This window comes from Corynebacterium sp. CCUG 61414, from assembly GCF_024453945.1.
Lineage (GTDB): Bacteria > Actinomycetota > Actinomycetes > Mycobacteriales > Mycobacteriaceae > Corynebacterium > Corynebacterium pseudogenitalium.
Genome location: NZ_JAGPYU010000003.1, coordinates 34958 through 60618, shown reverse-complemented (window position 1 = coordinate 60618; position 25661 = coordinate 34958). Strand labels below are relative to the sequence as shown.

Here is a 25661-nt window from a genome sequence, read left to right as displayed (position 1 = left end):
TAGCGCGCTACTCCACCGTGACGGACTTCGCCAGGTTGCGCGGCTGGTCCACGTTCAAGCCGCGTGCCTGCGCGACGGTGCAGGCGAAGATCTGCAGCGGGATCGTCGACAAGAGGGGCTGCATGAGGCCCGCCGATTGCGGGATGCGGATCACGTGGTTGGCGAAGCGGTTCACGTCTTCGTCGCCCTCCTCCGCGATCACGATGGTGACGGCACCACGCGCGCGGACTTCCTGAATGTTGGAGACAACCTTGGCGTGCAGGTTGTGGCGCGAACGCTTCGACGGCACGATGACGAACACCGGCTGCCCTTCCTCAACCAGCGCGATCGGACCGTGCTTGAGCTCGCCTGCGGCGAAGCCCTCTGAGTGCAGGTAGGCGACCTCCTTGAGCTTCAGTGCGCCCTCGAGCGCGACTGGGAAGCCGACGTGGCGGCCGAGGAAGAGTACCGACTTCGCGTCGGCGAGCTCGCGGCCAAGTTCCTGGATTTCTGCCTCGTTATCCAGGATCCACTGGATCTTCTCCGGCATCTCCTCCAGCTCAGCAATGATGGTCTGGATTTCGTCGGTGAACTTGTTGCCGCGCACCTGCGCCAGGTACAGCGCCAACAGGTAGGACGCCACGATCTGGGAGATGAACGCCTTCGTCGACGCCACTGCGATTTCTGGGCCAGCGTAGGTGTACAGGGAGGCGTCGGCCTCACGAGGGATGGAGGAGCCGACCGTGTTGCAGATCGCGATGACCTTCGCGCCCTGCTCGCGCGCGTGACGCACCGCCATGAGGGTGTCCATGGTCTCGCCGGACTGCGAAATTGCTACAACCAGGGTGTTCGGGGTGACGATCGGGTCGCGGTAGCGGAACTCGTGCGCCAGTTCGACCTCCGTCGGGATGCGGCACCAGTGCTCAATCGCGTACTTCGCCACGTGCCCCGCGTACGCAGCGGTACCGCAGGCCACGATGATGATCTTGTCGACGCTGCGCAGCACGGACTCGTCGATACGTAGTTCGTCGAGCGTGAGCTTGCCCTCGGCGTCGAAGCGGCCGTACAGCGTGTCGCGAACGGCAGCCGGTTGGTCGTGGATCTCCTTCGCCATGAAGGAATCAAACCCACCCTTTTCTGCGGCGGTGACGTCCCACTCGACGCGGAACGGGCTGCCCTCGGCGTGGTTGCCTTCGAAGTCAATGATGTCGTAGTTGTCAGCGGTCAGGGTGACGATCTGCCCGTTGTCCATCTCCACCGCGTCGCGGGTGAACTCGATGAAGCCGGAGACGTCAGAGCTGAGGAAGTTCTCACCCTCGCCCAGGCCGATCACCAGCGGTGAGTTCCAGCGCGCCGCAACGATACGGTCCGGGAATTCCTGCTCGATGGCCAGCAGCGTGAACGCGCCCTCGAGTCGCAGGGCGGTCAGGCGCATTGCCTCGGTGAGGTCCTTGTTCGCCTCAGTATTGAAGATGTCCAGCAGCAGCGTGGCTGCCACCTCGGTGTCAGTTTCGGAGCGGAACGTGTAGCCCTTCTCGCTCAGCTCAGCACGAAGTGCCGCGAAGTTCTCGATGATGCCGTTGTGCACCACGGCCAGTGCGCCGTCGCCGACGACGTGGGGGTGGGCGTTGGCGTCGGTAGGCCCGCCGTGGGTTGCCCACCGGGTGTGCCCGATGCCCAGGTTGGAAGGCGCAAGCGGCGCCTCTGCGATGGCCTGCTCTAGGTCCGCGACCTTGCCTGCCTTCTTCCTGCACGCGATGGTGTCGCCCTGCATGACTGCTACCCCGGCCGAGTCATAACCGCGGTATTCGAGCCTGCGAAGCCCATCAATAATGACGGTGAGGGCGTCGTGCTCGCGTGCACGCTCGCCACCTATGTATCCAACGATTCCACACATGGGGCGAATTTTACACGCGGCGTAGTTCCTGAAAAAGTGACGCCGCCGAACCCTATCCCAGCGAGCCCGTGAGCTTGCCGTGAAACTCCGTGGTACTCGGGTTCATGCCGATGAAGCGCACGTGCTTGCCGAGCTCTGCGTACTTTTGTTCAATGCTGTCGAGCGCCGCGACCGTCGACGCGTCCCACACGTGCGCGCGGTGCAGGTCCACGACCACTTCGTCGGGGTCCTCCGAGTACATGAACAGAGTGGTCAGGTCGTTGGAGGAGGCAAACAGCAGCTGGCCGGACACCACGTAGTGAGCCACGCCGTCGACAACTTCGCGGGTCACTTCCACCAGGTGGGCGACGTTTCGCACAAAGATTACCGACGCCACAAGCACACCCACCACGACGCCGATAGCCAGGTTGTTCGTCGCCAGCACCACTGCAACCGTGATCAGCATCGTGACGGTTTCCGAAGCCGGCAGCTTGCGCAGCGTGCTCGGCATCACCGAGTGCCAGTCGAACGTGCCCACCGACACCATCACCATCACGGCAACCAGCGCAGCCATCGGGATCATGGCGACGTACTCGCCGAACGCGAGCATCAAAATCAGCAGGAACGCGCCCGCCAGGAAGGTGGAAATACGGGTGCGAGCCCCCGAGACCTTCACGTTGATCATGGACTGGCCGATCATGGCGCAGCCACCCATCCCGCCGAACAGGCCGGTGACAATGTTCGCGACGCCCTGCCCCCAGCTCTCGCGAGTCTTGTTGGAGTGCGTGTCCGTGACTTCGTCGATCAGCTTCGCGGTCATCAGCGACTCCATCAGCCCGACAAGCGCCACGCCGAGCGAGTACGGTGCGATGATCCGAAGCGTCTCCCAGGTCAGCGGCACGTGCGGGATGAAGAATTCGGGCAGGCTGCTCGGCAGCTCGCCGCGGTCCCCGACCGTCGGGACCGGCGCATTCGTTGCGACCGCGATGAGCGTCACCACGAGGATCGCCACAAGCGGCGCCGGGATCGCCTGCGTGAACTTCGGCATCACCACCATGATCACGATGGCCAGCGCCAGCAGCGGGTACACCGCCCAGTGAATGCCGATGATTTCGGGCAGCTGCGCCACGAAGATGAGGATCGCCAGCGCGTTGACGAAGCCGATCATCACGCTGCGAGGCAAGAACCGCATCAGTGTTGCGACGCCAGCTATCGCCAACAGAATCTGAAACACCCCGGCAAGCATGATGGCCGCCACCATGTAGTCGTAGCCGTAATCCCTCACCAGTGGCGCAATCACCAGGGCGACTGCACCGGTGGCGGCCGAGATCATGGCGGGGCGCCCGCCCGTAATCGCAATCACCATCGCCATGATGAAGGCGGAATACAGCCCAATCTTCGGGTCCACCCCGGCGATGATTGAGAAGCTGATCGCCTCCGGGACCAGCGCCAGCGCGACGACCAGCCCGGCGAGGACTTCCTTCGTCAGGATGCGTGGTGTTTTCAGGGCGGTCACCACAGAGGGCTCCGGCTTGTATCGGCGCGTGTTTTCCGTGGTCAGCACGGTGGCTGCCATATGTGTCACTCCAAACGTTGTTGTTATTCGTAGCGCAGGGCTTCGATCGGGTTCATTCTCGAGGCGCGGTTGGCCGGGTAGTAGCCGAAGAACAGGCCAATGAGGAGCGAGAATACCAGTGAGAGTAGCACTGCCGAGATCGGGGGCAGCACGAAGGCGTTGAGCAGGAGCGCGCCAAGCATGCCGAAGCCCGCGCCCACGACCACGCCGAAGAGCCCGCCGATGAGGCAGACGATCATCGCCTCGGTAACAAACTGCGTGCGGATCATCCGACGCGTCGCCCCGAGCGCCATGCGCACACCGATCTCACGGGTGCGCTCCGTCACGGTAATCAACATGATGTTCATCACGCCGATACCGCCGACGAGTAGCGAGATCCCGCCGATTGCGGAGACCACCACGCTCATCATGGTCAACGTCTGGTTGAGCTGATCGATGTCACGCTTCATGTCGGCCACTTTCCCCTTGTAATCGGGGTCGTCCTCATAGGCACGGTCCGCCCACGCCTGGACGTCCTTGGCCACTTGATCGGTGTCGGCGCCATCGGCGACGCGCACACTCACGTTGTCTACGCCAGGCACCGGTGTGCGCATCATGTCCGGCTGCACCGTGTACGGCACCGCCATCATCGACTGCGAAAAGTCCCCGACCAGCACGCCTTGCTTCTCAAAGTGCCCGTACGCGCCGACCACCTGCACCGAAGCATACTGCCCGCCGATGTCCAGCTCGACTTCCTGCCCGATCGCCGAATCAGGGTCGTTATTGAACAGCTGCTCCACAACCTCCGGCGAGACCACCGCCACGGCGCGGTTCGCCTCAATGTCGTCTTGGGTCAGAAATCGCCCGGCGGTCAGCGGCAGGTTCTGCATCTCCAGCTGGTCAGCGTTGACAAAACTCACCATCGTGGTGCCGTGCGCCAGCCCGCGTGTCGCCTGAGCTGTCGAGCTATCCAACTCAAACGCGATACCCTTCGCCCGCGTCCCGAGTTCGGCGCGCAGGTCCTCGAACATGTCGGGGGTGAGCTTCGAGGCGTCGTCAATTTCTTGGAACATATAGCGGGCGGCCTCGCTGTCATCCTCTTGGCGGGGCTTGACTTCGAGGTGGACGTCGTGAATGCCGAACTGCTCCAGGCTATCCAGCGTCTGCTTCTGCATCGCCTTACCCAGCGTCATAATCGCAATCACCGAGGCGATGCCAATGATCACCCCGAGCAGCGTCAGCGCCGAGCGCATCTTGTTCGCCCGCAGGCTCACCGTAGCGAGCCTGACAGATTCGCGCGGGTTCACTCCTGCTCCTCAACCAAGGTCACGGTGGCACCGACGCGTTCGCGATACTCGGCAGGCTTGTTCAGCACCCGCGTCCCCTTCTCGACGCCCTCTACGACCACATCCGAATCCGACACCAGCCCAACCTTGACCGGCGTCTTCACTACCTCGAACTTGTCCCCGTCATCCTTCGGGCGCAGCGCGTACACCGAGTAGCTACCATTCTCATCGACGACGGCCTCCCGCGGCACAGCGAGCACGTCCTTCGCGGACTCCGTGGTGATCTGCGCCTTTGCCGTCCCGCCGATCTTGAGGCCCTCGGTATCACCCAGAACCTCGATCTCCACGGGGAACTCCGGGCGCGCCGCCTGTGCCGACGCCCCATCCGCCGCGGGCTGCGTTTCCGCAACTGATGAAACATCTAGCACACGGCCCTTAAACTTCTTCGCGCCGGTGCCAGGCGTGGTGAACGTGACGGCGTCGCCCGGCTGCATCTTCGCCGAGTCCAGCTCCTTGACGCTCGCGCGCAGCACCAGCCGATTCGGGTCCGCCACCGAGAGCAGATAGCCCGTCGGCGTTTGCCCCTGCTTCACCGCTACCTCCGCGACCACACCCGCGATCGGAGCACGCACCTGACCCGACGCCACGTCGACCTCAAGCTGCGCGATTGACTGGCCAGCTGCCGCCTGCGCCGCCTGCACCCCACGCTGTGCCTGCTGCACAGCCGCCGCCTGGGAATCGAGCTGCTGCTGGGCGGCAAGCTTCGCCACCTCGAGCCCAACCGCCGCCTCTGCTTTCGCATCAAATGCCTGGGCAACCGCGCGCTGCTTCGCCGCAAGATCCGCGTCGGTGTCGTTGAGGGCGGCATCGTACGCCTTTTGCGCCGCAGAAAGGTTGTGCTTCGCGCCGCGGAAACGCTCGTCAGCCTCCAGTTTGCTCAGCAACGGCTGCACAGCATCGTCTTGCGCCATCCCAGATTGGAAGATGCTGTGGTTGCCGCGCACAGACTCCAGGGCCGCCGTCAGCGCGTCACGACGCGCCGAGTCCACGCCCTGCGCCTGCGTGAGCAGCGTGCTGTCCAGGCCCGCCGCAACTGCCTTCTTGCGTTGCTCAAAGACCGCGGTAGCCTCCTGCAGCTGGCCATCAGCCTGGCGAAGCGCCGCTTCCGCCTGCGTCACCTGTGGGTTCAGGCCACGCTGCATCGCGTCGCTCGACTGCTGGTAGGCCTGCTGGGCCTGCTCAAGCTGGTTCTGCGCCGCGACATCCGCCGAAATCTGCTGTGCCCGCTGCGCATCAATCTCACGCTGGACCCCCGACGTATCCAGGACCGCAACGACCTGGCCGGCCTCAACGCGCTGCCCCACCTTCACGTTCAGGGCTGTGACCGGGCCGGTCAGGTGCGTCGTCAACGCGGTCACCGTGGCAGCCTCCACCGTCGCGGTGACCGGCACTTTGGCAGCAACATCACGAGGAGCGAGCTCTGTCGTATCAGCTGCCATGACCGGCTGACCGCCCCCAAACCCGCACGCAGCGGTAGAGGCAAGAATACAAAGCCCGAGCCCCACGGTGGCAAGGGTCCGGGAAACGACATGGTTCGTTCGGCGCAGTCCTTTATTCACAGCGCTAAGGATAGCCGAAGTTTCACATCAATCAGAAGTTTTACGGATATAAAACTCCGGGTGATCCGCGCGCAGCAACGTGTTGCCAGTCAGGCCGCACCAGGCACGAATATCGATATCGATCGCCTCGTTCGTGGACCGCAAGTGCAGCACTTCCCCGTCCTTGATCTGGTCGCGGAACAAGAGGAAGAGGCGCACCAGGACATCACCGCACGCGATGTCCTGGGCGTCCCAGTAATGATCCTCATGCATTGCGGCGTGCCATCACGTTGTCGCGGGCCTGCACAATGAGCGCGAGCTGCTGCTCAGCCAAGTTCGCGGCCACGATTGGGTTATCCGCAAACGTTGCAAAACCGCAGTCCGTCGAGAAGACCACCCGGTCAGCTCCGAACGTGTCCATTGCGCGCTCGATGCGCTCCTCCACTGCCTCGACGGGCTCCAGCTCCTGGAGTTTTTGGTTCAGCACGCCAACGCAGATGCGCTGGTCGTCGCGGATTCCCTCGAGGGCTCGGATATCGCCGGCGCGTGGCGTCGCCAACTCCATGGAAAGCATACCCACGTTCAGCGAGGCGAACAGCTCAACAAACGGAGCGTAATCGCCCGTCAACGCCGCGGACTCATCCGTGGTCCAGTTGCCGCGGCACACGTGCAGCGCCAACCGCTCCTTCGGCAGCCCCTCCGTCAGCTCGTCGAGCAACGACTTCGCGAACTCCAGCTCCTCATCCACCGTGCCCTCCAGGCCGTCGAGCGCGCCACACATAAACGTGCGGCCGCCCCCGCCTGCCTGCCCGTACACGACTTCAGTAAGCACCGGCTCATCGATCTGCACCAGCGCCGTGCCCTTCGCCAGCAATTCGTGGAGCTCCTCGCGTAGCACGCGGACGATATCCTTCGACATCTCCTCGCGGTTCTCGTACGCGCGGTCGGAGACACACTCCATCCACATCGTGCGCGTGAGCAGATACGGCCCCGGCAGGCACACCTTCACCGGGCGGTCGGTGAGCTGCTGCACGAACTCAACCTCGTGCGCAACCAGCGGCTTATCGCGACCAAGCGGGCCAAAGACCGCCGGGTGGCGCACCTCGCCCGCCGGGACGTCCAACGCGCGAAGCTCACGCTCGAACTCCTCCGGGTCATCCACGTACGGCAGCAGGTCCGTAATCGGGATGAGCTGGCAGTTCTGCAGACGCCCCGCGACGAAGCTCGAGTAGTTGTCGCGTCGCATTTCACCATCCGTGACGACGTCCACTCCGGCCCGCTCCTGCGCCGCAAGCACAAGGCGCACTGCGTCGTCGGCTGTGGCCTGGAACGTGCCCTCATCCATCCGCTCTTCGAGGTGGCGGTGCAGCGCATCCAACAACCACGGAGACCGTGGCCAAGAGCCCATCGTCAGCACAGATCCCGCCGGAATCTCCGGCGCGGGAGCTGGCTCAGGCAGTTCCTTGGCGATCGTCGGCTCCACGACCTCCTGCGTCACCGGCATCTGCGGGCGCTTGCGCGGCCCCTTCTTCTTTTTCGGGCGCACAGCCTCGGGAGCGGCCGGGATGTCAGCAACCTCCACGGGCTTCGTGAACGCCCCCTTCGACACAAGGAAGCGCCACCGCTTGTGCTCTGGCTCCTCAACCACGTTGACCAGGTCGTTGCCAGTCAAGTTACACCAGGAAGGCAGGTCCACCTTGACTGTGGGGTCGTAGGAGATAATCTCCAGCAGCTGGCCAGACTCGAGCGGATCGATGTTCTTTCGGATCAATAACAGCAACCCGTTACCGCAGTCCAGATCGCCACCGTCGAAGCTGGCGTCTGGGGCGTACGGGTGCAGATTCTCGGACTGAGACATCGTTGCCTTAGTAGGAAACGCTTGGGGTGCCGTCTGCCAGGAACTCAACCAGCTTTGCGCCGCCGACGATGGTGGCGCCGTCGATAAGATCCTCTTCTCCGAAGCCACGCTTCTTGGCACAAGGCGCGCACACGTACAGCTTGCCCTCTGCAGCAACGAAGTTCTCAATCAACTCCTTGATTGGAGCGAAGCCCTCCTCATGAATGTCGTCCGCGTAGCCCTTCACCGCCAGGCGAGCACCCTCAGAGGAGAGGAACACCATCGTGTCCTGCGCGGAACCTACCGCAGCGTTCGCGACCACGAAGCCGAGCGTCGCCAGATCCTCATTGTCCTTCGCGTGTGCAACGGTGACGCAAAACTTACCAGTACCCATCATGTACTCCTTCAAATTGAATGTTTCGAACACCAGAAAGTGTACCGAAACACAAAAAGCACCACCCCCAAGTTGCGAAACTCGGGGGTGGTGCTGAGTTGTCCTTGAGTCGGACGCGTCTACCGGATGGGTTTAGCGTGCCTTCTCAATGATCTCCACGAGACGGAAGTGCTTGTCCTTGGACAGCGGACGCGTCTCCTGGATGCGGACGAGATCGCCGACACCGGCGGTGTTCTCCTCGTCGTGTGCCTTCACGCGCTTGGTGGTACGGACAATCTTGCCGTACAGGGCGTGGGACTTGCGGTCCTCGACCTCGACAACGATGGTCTTGTCCATCTTGTCGGATACGACGTAGCCGCGGCGGTTCTTCTGAACACGCTTCTCATTGGTCTGTTCGTTCACGTTTGCCTCACTCATGATTAAGCCTCAGCTCCCGGAACAACGGACAGGCCGAGCTCGCGCTCGCGCAGCACGGTGTACATACGTGCAATGTCGCGCTTCACGGTGGAGATGCGGCGGTTGTTGGTCAGCTGGCCGGTGGCAAGCTGGAAACGCAGGTTAAACAGCTCTTCCTTTGCCTCGGACAGACGAGCGCGCAGCTCTTCGTCGTTGAGCTCGCGGAACTCGGATGCGGGGGTACCGTTTGCCATTAGAACTGGTCCTCCTTCTTGATGATGCGAACCTTGCAAGGCAGCTTCGCGCCTGCGCGGCGCAGTGCCTCGATAGCGGTTGCGTCGTTCGGGTAGGACATCTCAAAGAGAATACGTCCCGGCTTTACGTTAGCGACCCACTTCTCGACAGGGCCCTTACCGGAACCCATACGAACACCGAGCGGCTTCTGCGTCAACGGACGGTCCGGGAAGATGTTGATCCAGACCTTGCCACCACGCTTGACGTGGCGGTTGATCGCAATACGAGCCGCCTCAATCTGACGGTTGGTGATGTACGCCGGCTCGAGAGCCTGCAGAGCGTAGTCACCGAAGTTGATCGTGTTGCCACCCTTGGACACGCCAGAACGAGTCGGGCGGTGCTGGCGGCGGTACTTCACACGCTTAGGAATAAGCATTGATTAGCCCTCCTGCTTCTGCTCTGCACGCTGGCGGCGCTGGCCACCACGGCGTGGGCGGCGATCGCCACGGCCACGACGCTCGTTCGACGGAGCGTTGAGCTCGGACTCGCGCACGCCACCGACGACGTCGCCCTTGTAGATCCAAACCTTGACGCCGATGACGCCGAAGGTCGTGTGTGCTTCTGCGATGCCGTAGTCGATCTCAGCACGAAGGGTGTGCAGTGGCACACGGCCTTCGTGGTAGCGCTCGACGCGGGACATTTCAGCGCCGCCGAGACGACCCGAGGTCATGACCTTGATGCCCTTGACCTGTGGGTTACGCATAGCGGACTGGATTGCCTTGCGCATCGCACGACGGAACGCAACGCGGTTGACCAGCTGTTCAGCGATGGACTGAGCAACGAGCGTCGCGTCGGCGTCGACGTTCTTGACCTCGAGGATGTTCAGCGCAACCATCTTGCCGGTGAGCTTCTCGAGCTCACGGCGGATGCGGTCAGCCTCAGCGCCACGACGGCCAATCACGATGCCCGGGCGGGCAGTGTGAATGTCGACGCGGACGCGGTCACGGGTGCGCTCGATGACAACGTCGGAGATACCGGCGCGCTCGAGGCCCTTGGACAGGAACTCGCGGATCTTGATGTCTTCTGCGACGTAATCAGCGTAGTTCTTGTCGGCGTACCAGTGGGACTTCCAGTCGGACGTGATACCCAGGCGCAGGCCGTGTGGGTGAATCTTCTGGCCCATTACTTCGCCCCTTCCTTGGACTCGACAACTACGGTGATGTGCGAGGTGCGCTTCCGGATCTGGAATGCGCGACCCTGAGCGCGTGGCTGGAAGCGACGCATGGTCGGACCTTCGTTTGCCCAGCACTCGGAGACGACCAGCGTACGCGGGTCCAAACCGAAGTTGTTTTCAGCGTTGGCGGCTGCAGATGCAACAACCTTGGCAACGTCCTTCGCAGCACTCTGTGGTGCGTACTTCAGGACTGCGAGAGCCTCGGAGACGGACTTCCCACGGACGAGGGCGAGCACGCGGCGCGCCTTCATCGGAGAAACACGAACGAACTTGGCCGTCGCGGATGCAGTGGTGATGGTGTCAGCCATTGCTTATCGACGTCCCTTCTGTTCCTTGACGTGACCCTTAAAGGTCTTGGTTGGTGCAAACTCACCGAGTTTGTGGCCGACCATGGACTCGTCGACAAACACCGGGACGTGCTTGCGGCCGTCGTGGACGGCGAAAGTGTGTCCGATGAAATCTGGGAGAATGGTCGAACGGCGAGACCAGGTCTTGATTACCTGCTTGGTGCCTGCATCGTTCTGAGCGTCCACCTTGTTGAGGAGGTGCTCATCGACGAACGGGCCTTTCTTTAGGCTACGTGGCATGTCTTACTACCTCCTCTTAACGCTTCTTGTTCTTCGAGCGACGGCGTCGCACGATCATGTTGTTTGAGTAACGGTTTGGGTTGCGGGTGCGAACTTCCTTCTTGCCCCATGGGGACACTGGGTGACGACCACCGGAAGTCTTACCTTCACCACCACCGTGTGGGTGATCCACAGGGTTCATGACAACACCGCGGACCGTTGGGCGCCAGCCCTTCCAGCGCATACGGCCAGCCTTGCCCCAGCGGATGTTGATCTGGTCAGCGTTGCCGACCTCACCAACGGTTGCGCGGCAGCGGATGTCCACGCGGCGAATTTCGGAGGACGGCATACGCAGCACTGCGTAGGAACCTTCCTTACCGAGCAGCTGGATAGAAGCGCCTGCGGAACGAGCAAGCTTGGCACCTGCCCCAGGTTTGAGCTCAACAGCGTGGATCGTCGTACCGGTCGGGATGTTACGCAGTGGGAGGTTGTTACCAACCTTGATGTCGGCGTTAGGACCAGCCTCAACGACGGCACCCTGCTTCAGGCCCTTCGGAGCGATGATGTAGCGCTTCTCACCGTCGTAGTAGTGGAGCAAAGCAATGTTAGCGGTGCGGTTCGGGTCGTACTCGATGTGAGCAACCTTTGCCAGCACGCCGTCTTTGTCCGAACGACGGAAGTCAATCACGCGGTAACGACGCTTGTGGCCGCCACCACGGTGACGAGTGGTGATGTGGCCGTGCGTGTTGCGGCCACCCTTCTTCGGGAGCGGGCGCAGCAGCGACTTTTCCGGAGTGGAGCGAGTAAGCTCCTCAAACTCCGAAACAGAGCTGGCACGGCGACCCGGGGTTGTCGGCTTGTACTTACGAATAGCCATATTTTGTCCTTTTCTATCGAGTCACTTAGACGGCTGCGCCGCCGAAGATGTCGATGGGATCGCTGCCCTCGCGGAGAGTAACGTAGGCGCGCTTGGTGTCCTTGCGCTTACCGAAACCAGTGCGGGAACGCTTGCGCTTGCCCTCACGGTTCACGGTGTTCACCGAAGCGACGTCGACGCCGAAAATCTCTTCCACGGCAATCTTGATCTGGGTCTTGTTAGCAGACTTCGCTACAAAAAACGTGTAGGTGTTCTGCTCCATCAGCGCGTAGGTCTTCTCAGAGAGGACCGGCGCGATGATGATGTCGCGGGAATTCACGATCTTAGCCATTTACTTCTCCTCCTCCGCAGCTTCAGCCTTGCCACGGTTGATGAAGGTGTGCAGCGCCTCAACCGAGAACACAACGTCATCGGCGTTCAGCACGTCGTAGGTGTTCAGCTGCGCCGGCTCAAGAATGGTGACGCCCGGCAGGTTCCTTGCGGACAGACGGGAGTTAACATCCTCACGGCCGATCACGAGCAGCACCGACTTACGGTCAGTCAGACGCTCAATGAACGCACGAGCAGACTTAGTCGAAGGCTTCTGGCCCGGAACAAGCTCCTCAATGAGGTGGAGGCGCTCGTTGCGAACACGATCAGTGAGTGCACCAGCAAGTGCAGCCTTGATCATCTTCTTTGGGGTGCGCTGCGCGTAAGAACGCGGCTGCGGACCGTGGACAATGCCACCGCCGGTGAAGTGTGGCGCGCGGATCGAGCCCTGACGAGCGCGACCGGTGCCCTTCTGGCGGAATGGCTTCTTACCACCACCGCGGACCATGCCGCGGGTCTTGGTGGCGTGAGTGCCCTGACGAGCGGCTGCCAGCTGAGCTGTCACAACCTGGTGCATCAGGGGAATGGAAGCTTCACGGTCAAAAAGTTCTGCCGGAAGCTCAACGGAACCGTTGGTCTTTCCGTCTGCGGTGTGGACGTTCAACGTCAGGTTCGTCATGCGTGAGCACCGCCCTTCACTGCGGTCTTGACGGTAACAACAGAACCCTTCGCACCAGGGATTGCACCCTTGATGAGGAGGAGGTTGTTGTCGCCGTCGATGCGTTGAATCTTCAGGTTCTGGGTAGTAACGCGGTTACCGCCCATACGGCCAGCCATGCGCTTGCCCTTGAACACGCGACCCGGCGTAGACGCGCCACCAATGCCACCAACGCGACGGTGAGCAGCCTGGTTACCGTGTGCTGCACCCTGGCCCGCGAAGCCGTGACGCTTCATTGCGCCAGCGAAGCCGTGGCCCTTGGTGGTGCCAGCAACGTCGACGAAGACGTCGCCGTCAAACACGTTGACGGTGATCTCTTGGCCGAGTTCGTACGCAGAGGTGTCATCCATGCGGATTTCAGCTACGTAGCGACGTGGGGTGACGCCAGCCTTCTTGAAGTGGCCAGCCTCTGGCTTGTTCGTCTTACGGGGATCGATGTCGCCGTAAGCAATCTGGATGGCGGAGTAGCCATCAGTCTCTGGTGTACGGATCTGGGTGACCACGCACGGCCCAGCCTCAACGACGGTAACCGGGATAACACGGTTCTCGTCGTCGAAGATCTGGGTCATGCCGAGCTTGGTGCCCAGAATGCCCTTGATCTGGTTATCAGACATGTATTAGTTCTCCACTACTTACAGGTTGTCGGATCTCTAGTGATTACTGGATGTTCACGTCAACGCTTGCAGGAAGGTCGATACGCATGAGCGCGTCAACCGTCTTCGGCGTCGGATCGAGAATGTCGATGAGACGCTTGTGCGTGCGCATCTCAAAGTGCTCGCGAGAGTCCTTGTACTTGTGGGGAGAACGAATAACGGCGTACACGTTCTTCTCTGTGGGCAACGGCACCGGTCCAACGACGCGGGCACCCGTGCGGGTGACCGTCTCAACGATCTTCTTCGCAGATGCGTCGATCGCTTCGTGGTCGTAGGCCTTCAGCCTGATGCGGATCTTCTGTCCCGCCACGCTTACCTCTTCCTCGCATCCCCACATTCTGAACGAAGCGGTGGGGTTGTAGCTTCTAGTTTCTCTATAACGTTGTCCGGGCTGGGCCCATGGCTCAACGCCAGTGTCGTTTTCATTGACTGTTTGACACTTCCGGAAGGTGAGTAACGCGACAATAAACTGCGCGCTTACTTCAGTGCTTCCGCCTCGGTGCACACGTGCATCGGGGTGTCAGACTCGGAAGGGTGCGTGACCCTTGCGTACTGCCGCTGTTTATTTGCCATGTCCCTTCTCCGGTTTCTCACCTAGTTAACCTAGATAAAAACCTTCTTTGGAAGGTGTCATGTTTACCCCACCATCACAACCTTGCGGCCATCATGTCGAGGCAACCCGAGTATTAAAACACGTTCTTGCAAGAAGTGCAACCCCTTCTCCGAACATTTCAGTTTGGTTGCAGACTGATATCCATTCGGAAATTTTTGCATCGATTCAGGCAAGCTAGCTGGTTGCTGTGTACCCTGGGTGTTTACACGGGCGTCTGTCCGTCGTACTTTTCTTTACCCAATATATAGACGAAGGGATTTTCCATGGCCGACCACAATGCAACCGAGAACACTCCTGCCACCACCGAGGCAAAGGAGACAGAGCAGGTTCGCACCCGCAACTCCAACCTTGAGACTGAGCACGGCACCACAATGATCGACGACAACGTCGTCGGCAAGATCGCCGGCATCGCCGCCCGCGAAGTTTCCGGAGTTTACAACCTGGGCGGTGGCGCTGCACGCATGTGGGGCGCTGTTCGCGAGTCGCTGACCTCCTCCACCAATGTTCAGCAGGGCGTCGATGTCGTTGTCGAGGACGGCCACGCTTCCGTCGCTGTTGCAATTATTGCGGAGTACGGCGTCGCCATCCACGAGCTCGCAAACGCCATCCGCGAGAACATCACTGTTGCTGTTACCCGCATGACCGGCCTTATCGTTGACCGCGTCGACGTCACTGTTCACGACGTCCACCTGCCGGAGCAGGACAACGAGGAGTCCAACGAGGCCGCTTACAACGCTAACCAGGCGCTGGCTCAGTAGTTATGGCGTACACCTCCGTTAGCCGCGAGGTGGCCGAAGCCGCCCGGGACGCCATTTTGGCTGTCCCTGGCGTTGCGGGTATGCACGGCGGGTTCTTCGGTGAAGTTGCCCTCCTGCTACCCGGCGAGCGGATCGAAGGGCTCAAACCCGCGACGCGATCCTCAGACCCCAACCTCCGCGGCCTTGAAGTCAACTTTATTTACGACGTTTCGAGCGAACGGGACATTCACTCCGTCGCCGACGACGTACGCACCGCTACCCTGCGCGCCACCGATGTCGATTTCGTCGACGTTGTTGTCGCCGACGCCGAATAGGAACGCCCGTTAGGGCGTCCGCGTTGCGTACCCACAACTACAAGTAAGTGGTGAACAATGAATCTTTTATCTAACAAAGCGTTAACCGGTGTCATTATCGGCATTATCGTTGCTTTCTTCGTCACCTTTGGCGGCGGACTCGGGCTACTGTGGCTCGTTCTCTTCTCCGTCATTGGTGGTGTCGTCGGCGCCCAGCTTGATGGCAAGCTGGACCTCGCAGAAATCCTGAGCACCAGCTCGGGCAAGGGTCGTAGCTAATGGCGTCGAACCAATTCCATCTCAGTGAGCGCGTCATCGCGCAGATTGCTGAGGTGGCGGCTTCGTCAGTGCCCGGCACGATCGAAATGGACGCAAAGCTTGCAGGTTTGGCAGGCCGCAGCTTTCCCCAAATCGATGTCCGCCTGGACCGAGTTTCAGGCACCGCGGCCGTCGAAGCCGAGATCGCTACTACTTACCCTGCCCCCATTGCTGCCATCACGGACGCCGTGCGTTCAACGATCATCTCGCACATCCGGACATTGACTGGGCTGGACGTCTCCAGCGTCAATATCGAGGTGGCAAACGTCACCGCGAACGCCGGTGAACCCGTCTCGTGGGACGACGTTGCAAACCACCAGTCGTTCATCATCCCAACTCCGCTGAAGGTCAAGCCTTTGGACGTAGAGTCCCCGACGACGAAGGAGCCGGAACCGTTGCACGATATCGTCGCTCGCTCGCTTGTCGACGACCTGACGGACACCCACGTTCCAGAGCCAGTCTCTGTGAAATCCATTGCCGCTCCGACTCCGTACCCCGTGCGTACCAAGGGCTTCGAAGCACAGCCCACGCGGGTTTTCCGTCCACAAACGCCGGAGCCTGCCCGGCTGCTTGGCGTGCAAACACGCCAACAGCGCGTATATAGCCCGAGCGTTCCGCAACCTGCGCCGCTCAAGCCCATTCGCGTGAAGCGCACAGCGGCACCGACGACAGTATCGGCACCGCAACCTCAGCCGCTTCGTGAAATTACGATCAAACCGGCGGTGAAGTACTATGACCGAACCTAATACACCCGTCGCCCCAGTAGGCCCGCACCCGGCTGCCGCACCGAAAGCTAGCCCAGTTGCACGCTGGATCACCGTGCTCGCCGGCCTGGCGTTCCTCGGGGGCGCCGTTGTTATCGGGCACGACGTTTGGGTCCGCCTCCAAGAAGCAGATGGCCAAACCGAATGGCTCCCCGAGCTCTACGACCAGTTGACGTTGAATCTCATTGACATTACGTGGGTAGCCGTCGCCGTCGGCATCGTTGTGATGTTGGTGGGGCTTGCGCTCGTGATTGCGTCGTTGAAGCCACGCCAGAAAACTCATCTACGCGTGCAGTCACCGGTTTCGATCTGGACGCGACCCGTGGATATTGCGCGGAAGTCGACGTTCCTTGCAACGTCTCAGTTTGGCGCAAACCATGCGCGTACCAAAGCGGACCGGAACAAATTGACGCTCACAATGCAGACCGACGTCCAGCGGCCCGATGTCGAGCAGCAAGCGCACGAAACTCTCGTTGGTGAGTTCCAGCGTCTGGAGCAGGTACCCGCCATCACCATCAAGACCGAAGCGCCAGCACCAGTTGCTGAACAGGAGGCGAAGTAAATGACCAAGACACTTGCGTTCTTTGACCGCCTGCTCGTGTTCATCATTGGCGTTCTCCTGCTCTGCGTCGGGTTTATCCCACTCACGTACTTCTGGGACATCCCCTACGTGAGCGAATGGATCCAGCAGGTCGATCCAGTGGTGATCGGCAACCTGCCCTACCGTTCCTGGTACAACACCGCGTTGATCGTCGGTGCGGTTGTGCTGGTAATTATCGGGCTGTGGGCCATTATCGCGAACACACGCAGCCGCGGATTCTCGACCCGAGCAATCACCGCGGCCGACGCCGAGCATGGCACAACCGAAATCAACGTCAAACGCGTCGCCGAAGCGGCGTGCCACCACTTGGCTATGGACCCCATGATCAACTCCGCCGACGCCAAAGTTGCGATGGTCGAGACCAGGCCGACCGTTGAATTCGTTGCGATTGCCAACCCAGCATTCTCGCTTGACGAAGTCGTTGACGTTCTCGAACGCGCCGATCAGGACTTCCGAATGGCAAACCACACAATGAACGTGGATACCCTGTGGAAGCTGCACTTCGACCAGGTTAGCGCCTAAAAGTACTCACGCGAATGCTCCCCACCAACAGGTGGGGAGCTTTTCGTGTCCAGACGGTGCGGCTTAAGGGACATTTTGTGTGTATAAATCTATTCGGTTTCCCGGACTCCCGATATGGTTTTCAAAACAGTTCCATTCGCCGGTCTTGAGAATTGAACGCCGGATGACGTCTGACGTGTGGGATGTATCGAGTCTGCGGGTAGCGCAGCGAGATTGGTGGCTCTAGAGAACAAGAACCGGTCTCTCTACGCGTTGGGCGATCGCATACTGCCAGGGGGACGAGCAAAGCCCTGGGCGTGCACGATACTGGCCAGGGCACGAACAGGACCGGGAAGCAAGGCATTGGGGTATGCCGTTAAGCGAGCTGCCATACAGCCTGCGGGGCGAGAGACGATCTTGCACACAGCGGTGCACTGAATGGGCGGCTGAAAGAATTCAATACTGGCAATGATCGTCAGTGCAACCCCAGTCTAGCCGTGAGAAAGGGGTGGGCTGGACGCGGCTAGTTACACACAAAATGTCCCTTAAGTCGGCGGTGCCCAATGCACTGAAGTAACAGCACGGTGACCAGCTGCAGGACATAGTGGTCCTAGAACCGTTGCCTTCCCAACGCACTGTAGGCATGAAAAAAGGTCACTCCCCGATGGGGAGTGACCTTTACGTCACGTTATCGGACTGAATTAGCCGAGGATCTTGGTGACGCGGCCAGCGCCGACGGTACGGGAGCCCTCGCGGATAGCGAAGCGCAGGCCCTCGTCCATAGCGACTGGGTGGATCAGCTCGACGGACATGTCGACGTTGTCGCCAGGCATGACCATCTCGGTGCCCTCAGGCAGGTGCACAACACCGGTAACGTCGGTGGTGCGGAAGTAGAACTGAGGACGGTAGTTGTCGAAGAATGGCGTGTGACGGCCACCCTCGTCCTTGGACAGGACGTAGACGGAGCCCTCGAACTTGGAGTGAGGGGTGTAAGCGCCCGGCTTGATGACAACCTGACCACGCTCAACGTCCTCACGCTTCAGGCCACGAAGCAGCAGAGCCGCGTTGTCGCCAGCCTCAGCGGTGTCGAGAAGCTTGTTGAACATCTCGATGGAGGTGACGGTGGTCTTCGTGGACTTCTCGCGGATACCGATGATCTCAACTTCGTCGTTGAGGTTCAGGACGCCACGCTCAACACGGCCGGTAACAACGGTACCGCGGCCGGAAATGGTGAAGATGTCCTCGATCGGCATCAGGAAGTCACGGTCGGTCTCGCGAACTGGGTCCGGAATGGAGTTGTCGCAAGCTTCCATGAGCTCAACGATGGAGTCAACCCACTTCTCCTCGCCCTCAAGAGCCTTCAGAGCGGAGATGTGAACGATTGGAGCCTCTTCGTCGTAATCCTGCTCTGCGAGAAGCTCACGAACTTCCATCTCGACGAGCTCGATGATTTCCTCATCGTCGACCATGTCGCACTTGTTCAGAGCAACGAGGATGTAAGGAACGCCAACCTGGCGAGCAAGCAGAACGTGCTCGCGGGTCTGAGGCATCGGGCCGTCGGTAGCAGCAACCACGAGGATTGCGCCGTCCATCTGAGCAGCACCGGTGATCATGTTCTTGATGTAGTCAGCGTGGCCTGGAGCATCCACGTGTGCGTAGTGACGCTTAGGAGTGTTGTACTCGACGTGGGAAATGTTAATGGTAATGCCGCGCTCGCGCTCTTCCGGCGCCTTGTCAATCGCGTCGTACGCGAAGGACTTGTTCTCCTCCGGGTACTTGTCAGCGAGCACCTTGGTGATAGCAGCCGTGGTGGTCGTCTTACCGTGGTCGACGTGACCAATGGTACCGATGTTGACGTGCGGCTTTGTACGTTCGAACTTTGCCTTTGCCACTGTATGTCCTCCTAGGACTTCATGGTGGCTACGACCTTCGCAGCCACGTGGTTTACATTTGCCTTTGCCTTCGAAAAGGCGTCGGCTCATTCACAATGTGCCAGTTACCTGATCCTAGAGATTCCCAGTCTGATTTTCAAACCGTCAGACCGAAAGTTCCGGGATCATTCGTCGCGAGTAACGGCCGGCTCAAACCACCACTTCAATCTTGTGGCGATTCCAGCGCGACCGCTACTAGCGGCCATCCCCGCTTCCTTCTACCGGTCACGCTCACTGGCACGTGAGCAGGCCGTCGAGAAGCAGGGAGCAGCGATTAGTTGCCGTTGCGGGCGTCGATGATTTCCTGAGCGACGTTGGACGGAACTTCACCGTAGGAGTCAAACACCATGGTGTAGTTCGCGCGACCCTGCGTCTTGGAGCGCAGGTCACCAACGTAGCCGAACATCTGCGACAGCGGAACAACAGCCTTGACAACCTTGGCGCCAGAGCGGTCGTCCATCGAGTTGACCTGGCCACGACGGGAGTTCAGGTCACCGATGACGTCACCCATGTACTCCTCAGGCGTGACAACCTCAACAGCCATCAGCGGCTCGAGCAGCACTGGCTTCGCCTTAGCGACAGCCTCCTTGAGCACCTGCGAACCGGCCATCTTGAAGGCCATTTCGGAGGAGTCAACCTCGTGGTAAGCGCCGTCTTCGAGGGTTGCCTTGATGTTGACCAGCGGGTAGCCAGCGAGGTAGCCGTACTGCATCGCGTCCTGGATACCGGCATCCACGGAAGGGATGTACTCCTTCGGCACGCGACCACCGGTGACCTCGTTGACGAACAGGTAGGTTGCGCTCTCGCCCTCTTCCAGGGTCTCTGGATCCGGGTTGTAAGGCTCGATGGAAACGATAACCTTTGCGAACTGACCGGAACCACCAGTCTGCTTCTTGTGGGTGTAGTCCAGGGACTGCACCTTCTTGCGGATGGTCTCGCGGTACGCAACCTGTGGAGAACCAATGTTCGCCTCGACCTTGAACTCGCGCTTCATGCGGTCAACGAGGACGTCGAGGTGGAGCTCGCCCATGCCGCCGATAACGGTCTGGCCGGTCTCCTCATCCAGGTGAACGGTGAAGGTTGGGTCCTCTTCAGCAAGCTTCTGAATAGCGGTGCCCAGCTTCTCCTGGTCAGCCTTGGTCTTCGGCTCAATAGCAACCTGAATAACCGGATCCGGGAAGTCCATGGACTCGAGGATGATCGGATGATCAGGGTTGCACAGGGTGTCACCAGTAGTGGTGTGCTTCAAGCCAATGAACGCGTAGATGTTGCCGGCGTCAGCGTGCTCAACCGGGTTCTCCTTGTTCGCGTGCATCTGGAAGAGCTTGCCCACGCGCTCACGCTGCTGCTTGGTGGAGTTCATCATGTTCTCGCCCGGGATAGCCTGGCCCGAGTACACGCGCACGTAAGTCAGCTTGCCGAAGAACGGGTGCACAGCAATCTTGAACGCCAGTGCAGAGAACGGCTCATCAACGGAAGGCTTACGCGTGAGGTCTTCCTCACCGTCGACGGAGGTGCCGTGAACCTCGCCGATATCCAGCGGAGAAGGCAGGTAATCGACGATGGCGTCCAGCACAGGCTCGACACCCTTGTTGCGGTACGCAGTACCACAGAACACTGGGTAAACTTCCGAATTAACGGTCAGCTTACGGATGCCAGCCTTGAGCTCTTCGATCGTGAGCTCTTCGCCGCCGAAGTACTTCTCCATGAGCTCTTCGTCGGACTCAGCAACGGTCTCGACGAGCTTCTCACGGTACTCCTCAGCCTTTTCCTTCAGATCGTCCGGGATCTCGGTGATCTGTGCAGGAGTGCCGGTCTCGACCTTGCCTGGCCACAGCATTGCCTTCATCTCGAGAAGGTCAACGACACCGTCAAAGTCATCCTCAGCACCGATCGGAAGCTGCATTACCAACGGCTTGGCGCCGAGACGATCGACGATCGTGCCAACGGTGTAGTAGAAGTCAGCGCCCAGCTTGTCCATCTTGTTGACGAAGCAGATACGCGGAACGTCGTACTTTGCAGCCTGACGCCAGACCTGCTCAGACTGCGGCTCAACGCCTTCCTTGCCGTCAAACACAGCAACTGCGCCATCGAGCACGCGCAGGGAACGCTCAACCTCAACGGTGAAGTCCACGTGACCCGGCGTATCGATGATGTTGATCTGGTTGTTATTCCAGAAGCAGGTCACTGCTGCGGACGTAATGGTGATGCCGCGCTCTTTCTCCTGCTCCATCCAGTCGGTGGTTGCGCCACCGTCGTGGGTCTCGCCGACCTTGCGGTTAATACCGGTGTAGAACAGAATGCGCTCTGTCGTGGTGGTCTTACCAGCATCGATGTGCGCCATGATGCCGATGTTGCGGACCTTGTGCAGATCCTTAAGCACTTCTTGTGCCACGTTATTTACCCCAACTTAAAAGTCGTCGACGTGCTGCACACGTCTTGGCGAATATTTACCTAGTTCATTGTGCCACTGTTTGCCCAAGATGGGCAGAGCCAGCCTGTAAGTCACTTCAAAACAAAAACCCGGACGCCGCACGTGCACCCACATTGGTGGGTAACCACGTATGCAATTGTGCACACGTTGTCCGTGTCAGCATGGTCCGGGCGCTTTGTTTCATATATGACCTACCGGCGACTACCAGCGGTAGTGAGCAAACGCGCGGTTTGCCTCGGCCATCTTGTGGACGTCCTCGCGACGCTTCACGGATGCACCCAAGCCGTTGGACGCGTCCAGGATCTCGTTAGCGAGACGCTCGATCATCGAGTTCTCACGACGCTGGCGCGTGAAGGTGACCATCCAGCGCAGAGCCAGAGTGGTTGCACGAACTGGCTTCACCTCGACTGGAACCTGGTAGGTAGCGCCACCGACACGACGGGAGCGAACCTCAAGGTCAGGACGGATGTTGCCGAGTGCCTTTTCCAAGGTGCCAACCGGATCGGTGCCGGTCTTTTCACGGCAGATCTCGAGTGCACCGTAGACGATGCGCTCAGCGGTGGACTTCTTGCCGTCGAGAAGCACCTTGTTGACCAGCTGGGTCACGAGTTCAGAGTTGTATACCGGGTCCTTAACGATGGGACGCTTCGGAGCTTGCTGCTTACGCATTTCTGATTACTGTCCCTTCTTTGCGCCGTAGCGGGAACGAGCCTGCTTACGATCCTTGACACCCTGGGTATCCAAGGAACCACGAATAATCTTGTAGCGAACACCCGGGAGGTCCTTCACACGACCACCACGGACAAGCACCATGGAGTGCTCCTGGAGGTTGTGGCCCTCACCTGGGATGTATGCGGAGACCTCAATACCGGAGGTCAGACGAACACGAGCAACCTTACGAAGCGCCGAGTTCGGCTTCTTCGGCGTGGTGGTGTACACGCGGGTGCACACGCCACGACGCTGCGGGGAACCCTTCAGCGCTGCAGTTGCTACCTTGCCACGCTTGTCGTGGCGGCCCTTGCGGACCAGCTGCTGGATAGTTGGCATAGATTTTCCTTCTAATTTTTACGCTGAGGCGGACAATCGCCTGAACATGCAAAAATGAGGGCTCTTTCCCGGGGCCCTGCCGCACGTCCAGAACACTCCGCCACGTTTATGCGAAAACGATCAGACACTTCACCTTGAGGTGGTGAACCGTCCGACAGAGTATCACGAACCACCCCAGCTTTGCAAGACCGAAACTTCCTCCACAGCACATACCCCTATTCGAGGGTGTGCTGAAGATGCATAGCAACGCTACTACACCTACCCCTATCGTCCGACGTCCACCAAGGGCACACACCCCCATGGCTACCACATGTTGTACCTCAGTGACTCTTTGTGTCCATATCTACTAAATACGACCAATGGAATTACAGCTACGTTAGTTACGAACCGAGAGAAAGGAAGCAGCATGGCCGCCAACAACGTCGACCCCCAAGCCACCATCAACGAATACCTCCACCGCGCTGACTGGCGCATCAACGCAAACGCCAACCAGGACTACTCGCTCGGCGGAATGATTCTCAACTCCGCCGGCAAAATCACCGCCAACTACTGGCTGGACGAAGTGTTTTCCGACGTCGCCGGCAATGCCCACCGCAACGGCGACCTCCACATCCACGATCTCGACATGCTCTCCGGGTACTGCGCAGGGTGGTCATTGAGGCAGCTCCTTGAAGAAGGGTTCGGAGGGGTACCTGGCACGATATCTTCTCTGCCACCAAAACATTTCTCCTCCGCGTGCGGACAAGTAGTGAACTTCCTCGGCACACTGCAGAACGAATGGGCTGGCGCGCAGGCATTCTCCAGCTTCGATACCTACATGGCACCATTCGTGCGGCTGGACTCGCTCACCTACGAGGACGTCTTGCAACACATGCAGGAGTTCGTCTTCAACCTCAACGTTCCCTCGCGTTGGGGGACGCAGACTCCGTTCACAAACCTTACATTTGACTGGACGTGCCCTCAGGACCTCGCTGAGCAGACTCCGTTCATCGGTGGAGACCCTGTCGACTTCACTTACGGCGAGCTCCAAGAAGAGATGGACATGATCAACCGCGCGTTCATTGAGGTTATGTCCCAAGGCGACGCCGACGGCCGACCATTTACCTTCCCCATCCCGACGTACAACATCACCAAGGACTTCGACTGGGGCTCGCCAAACGCGAAAGCCCTGTTCGACATGACTGGCAAGTACGGCCTCCCCTACTTCCAAAATTTCCTCAACTCGGATTTGGACCCAGGCATGATCCGCTCGATGTGCTGCCGCCTCCAACTCGACCTGCGTGAGCTACTCAAGCGCGGAAACGGTCTGTTCGGTTCCGCGGAGCTCACTGGCTCCATTGGCGTAGTCACCCTGAACTGCGCACGCCTCGGGTACCTCTTCCCCAACGATGAGGCTGCGCTACTGCGCAGGGTTGACGAGTTGATCGAGGTGGCTGTCGATACGCTGGAGCGGCGTCGCGCGTTTGTGCAAGATTGCTTCGATAAGGGGCTATACCCGTACACGAAACGGTGGTTACCGGGGTTTGACAACCACTTCACCACCATCGGGGTCAATGGTTGCAACGAAATGGTACGTAACTTCACGCACGGCGCCTACGACATCACCGACCCCCAAGGCCATGCACTTGTGGCGCGCCTGCTCGACCACATCAATGCCCGCATCACGGAAGCTCAGGAACGTACAGGGCACCTCTACAACCTAGAAGCGTCCCCCGCGGAAGGCGCAACGTACCGCTTTGCACGCGAGGACCGTGCCCGCTATCCCGGCATCATCCAGGCAGGTACCGAGGAGCAGCCGTACTACACCAACTCCTCCCAGCTGCCTGTTGCGCACACTCCAGATCCGTTCGCGGCGCTCGCCGCCCAGGAGGACCTGCAAACGAAGTACACCGGCGGCACGGTGCTTCACCTGTACATGGGCGCAGCAATGTCCAGTGGCGAAGCAACCGCCAAGCTCGTACGACGCAGCCTAGAAACCTTCCGCCTGCCGTACATCACTATCACGCCGACGTTCTCCATCTGCGCAAACCACGGCTACATCTCCGGCGAGCACCCCGAATGCCCGCACTGCGGAAGCGCCACCGAAATGTGGACGCGCGTAATGGGCTACTTCCGGCCCGTGCAAAGCTTCAACACTGGGAAGAAGGGTGAGTTCGCTGAGCGTCACTACTTCGCAGAAGCCTTCGCCTAACCTGCCGGTGGCGGGGATCATTCCGTTCTCCGCCACCGACTGGCCCGGCCGTCTCACGGTCACGGCATTCACACAAGGCTGCCCACTGCGCTGCAGCTACTGCCACAACCCTAGCTTGCAGGAATTTACTCCTGCTCCCCACGATTTCTCGGAAGTGCTCGACTTACTGCGGGCTCGACACGGACTTATTGACGCCCTCGTCATTTCCGGCGGCGAACCACTCGCATGCGCAGGTCTCGGCGAAGCGATTGCCGCGGCCCATGAGATCGGGTTTCCCGTCGGGCTACACACGAGTGGTTACGTTCCCGCGAGGCTGGGTTCCATTCTCGCTGACTCGGCTACCCGCCCCGACTGGATCGGGTTCGACGTCAAGGCGCTTCCCGAGCACTTACCCTCGGTCGCTGGTGTCACCAGCGTGGTGGCTGCACGGATGTGGGAAAGCCTCGACATCGTGTGCACCGCGGCCCGCGAACATGGCATGGGACTGCAGCTGCGTACTACGTTGTGGCCGGGGTCCGTCATCGAGCAAAACATCGACCAGCTGCAGGACGCCGCCGCACAGCGGGGCCACGCGCTGGTATTGCAGTGGGCTCGCGGAGTTGACGCCGACGGCGTGTACAGCGCCTAAGGCAAAGCGCCCCGCCTCCCTGGGTTCAGGGGGCGGGGCGCCGGTGCTGGGGTAGCAGACCTAGCTATAA

30 protein-coding genes are annotated in these 25661 nt (G+C 60.1%); 8 read left to right on the top strand and 22 right to left on the bottom strand.

Annotated elements, in window-relative coordinates; all coding sequences use genetic code 11:
- Positions 1 to 7 precede the first annotated feature (7 nt).
- The 18 genes from glmS to rpsJ all read right to left on the bottom strand — a co-directional run bounded on the left by glmS (position 8) and on the right by rpsJ (position 13822).
- Entirely contained in the window at positions 8 to 1876 is a 1869-nt protein-coding gene (glmS, locus tag KBX14_RS03895; protein WP_070363090.1) for a glutamine--fructose-6-phosphate transaminase (isomerizing), read from the bottom strand.
- Positions 1877 to 1928: 52 nt separating this feature from the next.
- Positions 1929 to 3431, bottom strand: a complete 1503-nt coding sequence (locus tag KBX14_RS03890; RefSeq protein WP_256041876.1) for a SulP family inorganic anion transporter — start codon at positions 3429 to 3431, stop codon at positions 1929 to 1931.
- A 23-nt stretch (positions 3432 to 3454) separates the two neighbouring features.
- Positions 3455 to 4717, bottom strand: coding sequence for an ABC transporter permease (locus KBX14_RS03885; RefSeq protein WP_256041875.1), 1263 nt, complete (start codon positions 4715 to 4717; stop codon positions 3455 to 3457).
- Complete coding sequence (locus KBX14_RS11285; protein WP_256041874.1) at positions 4714 to 6315, bottom strand: HlyD family efflux transporter periplasmic adaptor subunit; 1602 nt, start codon at positions 6313 to 6315, stop codon at positions 4714 to 4716. The genes KBX14_RS03885 and KBX14_RS11285 overlap by 4 nt, the downstream gene beginning before the upstream one ends.
- Before the next feature lie 27 nt (positions 6316 to 6342).
- A complete protein-coding gene (locus tag KBX14_RS03875) occupies positions 6343 to 6567 on the bottom strand; it encodes a hypothetical protein (protein ID WP_070363094.1) in 225 nt (74 codons plus the stop codon).
- Positions 6560 to 8152, bottom strand: a complete 1593-nt coding sequence (locus KBX14_RS03870) for a sulfurtransferase TusA family protein (protein ID WP_256041873.1) — start codon at positions 8150 to 8152, stop codon at positions 6560 to 6562. Before KBX14_RS03870 ends, KBX14_RS03875 begins: the two co-directional genes overlap by 8 nt.
- A gap of 7 nt (positions 8153 to 8159) precedes the next feature.
- A complete protein-coding gene (locus KBX14_RS03865; protein ID WP_256041872.1) occupies positions 8160 to 8558 on the bottom strand; it encodes a DsrE family protein in 399 nt (132 codons plus the stop codon).
- Between the two features lie 99 nt (positions 8559 to 8657).
- On the bottom strand, positions 8658 to 8942 hold the full coding sequence (gene rpsQ / locus KBX14_RS03860; protein ID WP_070363097.1) for a 30S ribosomal protein S17: 285 nt from the start codon (positions 8940 to 8942) through the stop codon (positions 8658 to 8660).
- Between the two features lie 2 nt (positions 8943 to 8944).
- On the bottom strand, positions 8945 to 9175 hold the full coding sequence (rpmC, locus tag KBX14_RS03855; RefSeq protein WP_071569411.1) for a 50S ribosomal protein L29: 231 nt from the start codon (positions 9173 to 9175) through the stop codon (positions 8945 to 8947).
- The gene (gene rplP / locus KBX14_RS03850) at positions 9175 to 9591 is read right to left on the bottom strand and encodes a 50S ribosomal protein L16 (protein ID WP_070363099.1); all 417 of its coding nucleotides are present in this window, start codon (positions 9589 to 9591) and stop codon (positions 9175 to 9177) included. The genes rpmC and rplP overlap by 1 nt, the downstream gene beginning before the upstream one ends.
- A 3-nt stretch (positions 9592 to 9594) precedes the next feature.
- Positions 9595 to 10338 carry a 30S ribosomal protein S3 gene (rpsC, locus tag KBX14_RS03845; protein WP_070363100.1) on the bottom strand — a complete coding sequence of 248 codons (744 nt, stop codon included), beginning with the start codon at positions 10336 to 10338 and terminating at the stop codon, positions 9595 to 9597.
- Positions 10338 to 10697: a 50S ribosomal protein L22 gene (gene rplV / locus KBX14_RS03840; RefSeq protein WP_071572786.1), complete on the bottom strand. Its 360-nt coding sequence runs from the start codon at positions 10695 to 10697 to the stop codon at positions 10338 to 10340. The genes rpsC and rplV overlap by 1 nt, the downstream gene beginning before the upstream one ends.
- Before the next feature lie 3 nt (positions 10698 to 10700).
- On the bottom strand, positions 10701 to 10976 hold the full coding sequence (gene rpsS, locus KBX14_RS03835; RefSeq protein WP_070363102.1) for a 30S ribosomal protein S19: 276 nt from the start codon (positions 10974 to 10976) through the stop codon (positions 10701 to 10703).
- 16 nt (positions 10977 to 10992) lie between these two features.
- On the bottom strand, positions 10993 to 11832 hold the full coding sequence (gene rplB, locus KBX14_RS03830; RefSeq protein WP_070363103.1) for a 50S ribosomal protein L2: 840 nt from the start codon (positions 11830 to 11832) through the stop codon (positions 10993 to 10995).
- Positions 11833 to 11857: 25 nt separating this feature from the next.
- Positions 11858 to 12163 (bottom strand): 50S ribosomal protein L23, encoded by a 306-nt coding sequence (rplW, locus tag KBX14_RS03825; RefSeq protein ID WP_070363104.1) that lies wholly within the window; start codon positions 12161 to 12163, stop codon positions 11858 to 11860.
- The gene (gene rplD / locus KBX14_RS03820) at positions 12164 to 12820 is read right to left on the bottom strand and encodes a 50S ribosomal protein L4 (RefSeq protein WP_256041871.1); all 657 of its coding nucleotides are present in this window, start codon (positions 12818 to 12820) and stop codon (positions 12164 to 12166) included.
- A complete protein-coding gene (gene rplC, locus KBX14_RS03815) occupies positions 12817 to 13473 on the bottom strand; it encodes a 50S ribosomal protein L3 (RefSeq protein WP_256041870.1) in 657 nt (218 codons plus the stop codon). Before rplC ends, rplD begins: the two co-directional genes overlap by 4 nt.
- A 43-nt stretch (positions 13474 to 13516) precedes the next feature.
- Positions 13517 to 13822, bottom strand: a complete 306-nt coding sequence (gene rpsJ, locus KBX14_RS03810; protein WP_003848085.1) for a 30S ribosomal protein S10 — start codon at positions 13820 to 13822, stop codon at positions 13517 to 13519.
- A 566-nt stretch (positions 13823 to 14388) separates the two neighbouring features.
- Here rpsJ and KBX14_RS03805 point away from each other — a divergent pair.
- From KBX14_RS03805 to KBX14_RS03780, 6 genes are read left to right on the top strand one after another with little or no spacing between them, the layout of a single operon-like run.
- Positions 14389 to 14883, top strand: a complete 495-nt coding sequence (locus tag KBX14_RS03805; protein ID WP_070363107.1) for an Asp23/Gls24 family envelope stress response protein — start codon at positions 14389 to 14391, stop codon at positions 14881 to 14883.
- A 2-nt stretch (positions 14884 to 14885) separates the two neighbouring features.
- Positions 14886 to 15197, top strand: coding sequence for a hypothetical protein (locus KBX14_RS03800; protein ID WP_070363108.1), 312 nt, complete (start codon positions 14886 to 14888; stop codon positions 15195 to 15197).
- A gap of 57 nt (positions 15198 to 15254) precedes the next feature.
- Positions 15255 to 15455 carry a hypothetical protein gene (locus KBX14_RS03795; RefSeq protein WP_070363109.1) on the top strand — a complete coding sequence of 67 codons (201 nt, stop codon included), beginning with the start codon at positions 15255 to 15257 and terminating at the stop codon, positions 15453 to 15455.
- Entirely contained in the window at positions 15455 to 16240 is a 786-nt protein-coding gene (locus KBX14_RS03790; protein WP_256041869.1) for an Asp23/Gls24 family envelope stress response protein, read from the top strand. Before KBX14_RS03795 ends, KBX14_RS03790 begins: the two co-directional genes overlap by 1 nt.
- Positions 16227 to 16820, top strand: coding sequence for a hypothetical protein (locus KBX14_RS03785; RefSeq protein ID WP_070477535.1), 594 nt, complete (start codon positions 16227 to 16229; stop codon positions 16818 to 16820). Before KBX14_RS03790 ends, KBX14_RS03785 begins: the two co-directional genes overlap by 14 nt.
- Positions 16821 to 17381, top strand: coding sequence for an alkaline shock response membrane anchor protein AmaP (locus KBX14_RS03780; protein ID WP_256041868.1), 561 nt, complete (start codon positions 16821 to 16823; stop codon positions 17379 to 17381). It abuts the gene before it with no gap.
- A 680-nt stretch (positions 17382 to 18061) separates the two neighbouring features.
- Here KBX14_RS03780 and tuf read toward each other — a convergent pair.
- From tuf to rpsL, 4 genes are all read right to left on the bottom strand, one after another.
- A complete protein-coding gene (tuf, locus tag KBX14_RS03775) occupies positions 18062 to 19252 on the bottom strand; it encodes an elongation factor Tu (RefSeq protein WP_070363113.1) in 1191 nt (396 codons plus the stop codon).
- 313 nt (positions 19253 to 19565) lie between these two features.
- The gene (gene fusA, locus KBX14_RS03770) at positions 19566 to 21686 is read right to left on the bottom strand and encodes an elongation factor G (protein ID WP_070363114.1); all 2121 of its coding nucleotides are present in this window, start codon (positions 21684 to 21686) and stop codon (positions 19566 to 19568) included.
- A 240-nt stretch (positions 21687 to 21926) separates the two neighbouring features.
- Entirely contained in the window at positions 21927 to 22394 is a 468-nt protein-coding gene (rpsG, locus tag KBX14_RS03765) for a 30S ribosomal protein S7 (RefSeq protein ID WP_070363115.1), read from the bottom strand.
- Between the two features lie 6 nt (positions 22395 to 22400).
- A complete protein-coding gene (gene rpsL / locus KBX14_RS03760) occupies positions 22401 to 22772 on the bottom strand; it encodes a 30S ribosomal protein S12 (protein ID WP_070363116.1) in 372 nt (123 codons plus the stop codon).
- 406 nt (positions 22773 to 23178) lie between these two features.
- Between rpsL and KBX14_RS03755 the strand changes: the two genes are divergently transcribed.
- Positions 23179 to 24963: a ribonucleoside triphosphate reductase gene (locus KBX14_RS03755; RefSeq protein ID WP_256041867.1), complete on the top strand. Its 1785-nt coding sequence runs from the start codon at positions 23179 to 23181 to the stop codon at positions 24961 to 24963.
- Positions 24929 to 25591: an anaerobic ribonucleoside-triphosphate reductase activating protein gene (locus tag KBX14_RS03750; RefSeq protein WP_305083531.1), complete on the top strand. Its 663-nt coding sequence runs from the start codon at positions 24929 to 24931 to the stop codon at positions 25589 to 25591. The genes KBX14_RS03755 and KBX14_RS03750 overlap by 35 nt, the downstream gene beginning before the upstream one ends.
- The last annotated feature ends 70 nt before the right edge of the window (positions 25592 to 25661 follow it).

What these genes read in the sequence shown, in the direction of transcription:
- glmS (WP_070363090.1), bottom strand. Translation starts at nt 1,876, where the DNA reads ATGTGTGGAATCGTTGGATACATAGGTGGCGAGCGTGCACGCGAGCAC.
- rpmC (WP_071569411.1), bottom strand. Translation starts at nt 9,175, where the DNA reads ATGGCAAACGGTACCCCCGCATCCGAGTTCCGCGAGCTCAACGACGAA.
- rplD (WP_256041871.1), bottom strand. Translation starts at nt 12,820, where the DNA reads ATGACGAACCTGACGTTGAACGTCCACACCGCAGACGGAAAGACCAAC.
- rpsL (WP_070363116.1), bottom strand. Translation starts at nt 22,772, where the DNA reads ATGCCAACTATCCAGCAGCTGGTCCGCAAGGGCCGCCACGACAAGCGT.
- rplB (WP_070363103.1), bottom strand. Translation starts at nt 11,832, where the DNA reads ATGGCTATTCGTAAGTACAAGCCGACAACCCCGGGTCGCCGTGCCAGC.
- rplV (WP_071572786.1), bottom strand. Translation starts at nt 10,697, where the DNA reads ATGGCTGACACCATCACCACTGCATCCGCGACGGCCAAGTTCGTTCGT.
- rpsQ (WP_070363097.1), bottom strand. Translation starts at nt 8,942, where the DNA reads ATGAGTGAGGCAAACGTGAACGAACAGACCAATGAGAAGCGTGTTCAG.
- KBX14_RS03875 (WP_070363094.1), bottom strand. Translation starts at nt 6,567, where the DNA reads ATGCATGAGGATCATTACTGGGACGCCCAGGACATCGCGTGCGGTGAT.
- rpsG (WP_070363115.1), bottom strand. Translation starts at nt 22,394, where the DNA reads ATGCGTAAGCAGCAAGCTCCGAAGCGTCCCATCGTTAAGGACCCGGTA.
- KBX14_RS03790 (WP_256041869.1), top strand. Translation starts at nt 15,455, where the DNA reads ATGGCGTCGAACCAATTCCATCTCAGTGAGCGCGTCATCGCGCAGATT.
- KBX14_RS03805 (WP_070363107.1), top strand. Translation starts at nt 14,389, where the DNA reads ATGGCCGACCACAATGCAACCGAGAACACTCCTGCCACCACCGAGGCA.
- KBX14_RS03780 (WP_256041868.1), top strand. Translation starts at nt 16,821, where the DNA reads ATGACCAAGACACTTGCGTTCTTTGACCGCCTGCTCGTGTTCATCATT.
- rpsS (WP_070363102.1), bottom strand. Translation starts at nt 10,976, where the DNA reads ATGCCACGTAGCCTAAAGAAAGGCCCGTTCGTCGATGAGCACCTCCTC.
- KBX14_RS03755 (WP_256041867.1), top strand. Translation starts at nt 23,179, where the DNA reads ATGGCCGCCAACAACGTCGACCCCCAAGCCACCATCAACGAATACCTC.
- rplW (WP_070363104.1), bottom strand. Translation starts at nt 12,163, where the DNA reads ATGGCTAAGATCGTGAATTCCCGCGACATCATCATCGCGCCGGTCCTC.
- rplP (WP_070363099.1), bottom strand. Translation starts at nt 9,591, where the DNA reads ATGCTTATTCCTAAGCGTGTGAAGTACCGCCGCCAGCACCGCCCGACT.
- KBX14_RS03890 (WP_256041876.1), bottom strand. Translation starts at nt 3,431, where the DNA reads ATGGCAGCCACCGTGCTGACCACGGAAAACACGCGCCGATACAAGCCG.
- rpsC (WP_070363100.1), bottom strand. Translation starts at nt 10,338, where the DNA reads ATGGGCCAGAAGATTCACCCACACGGCCTGCGCCTGGGTATCACGTCC.
- KBX14_RS03785 (WP_070477535.1), top strand. Translation starts at nt 16,227, where the DNA reads ATGACCGAACCTAATACACCCGTCGCCCCAGTAGGCCCGCACCCGGCT.
- KBX14_RS03800 (WP_070363108.1), top strand. Translation starts at nt 14,886, where the DNA reads ATGGCGTACACCTCCGTTAGCCGCGAGGTGGCCGAAGCCGCCCGGGAC.
- KBX14_RS03795 (WP_070363109.1), top strand. Translation starts at nt 15,255, where the DNA reads ATGAATCTTTTATCTAACAAAGCGTTAACCGGTGTCATTATCGGCATT.
- rplC (WP_256041870.1), bottom strand. Translation starts at nt 13,473, where the DNA reads ATGTCTGATAACCAGATCAAGGGCATTCTGGGCACCAAGCTCGGCATG.
- KBX14_RS03870 (WP_256041873.1), bottom strand. Translation starts at nt 8,152, where the DNA reads ATGTCTCAGTCCGAGAATCTGCACCCGTACGCCCCAGACGCCAGCTTC.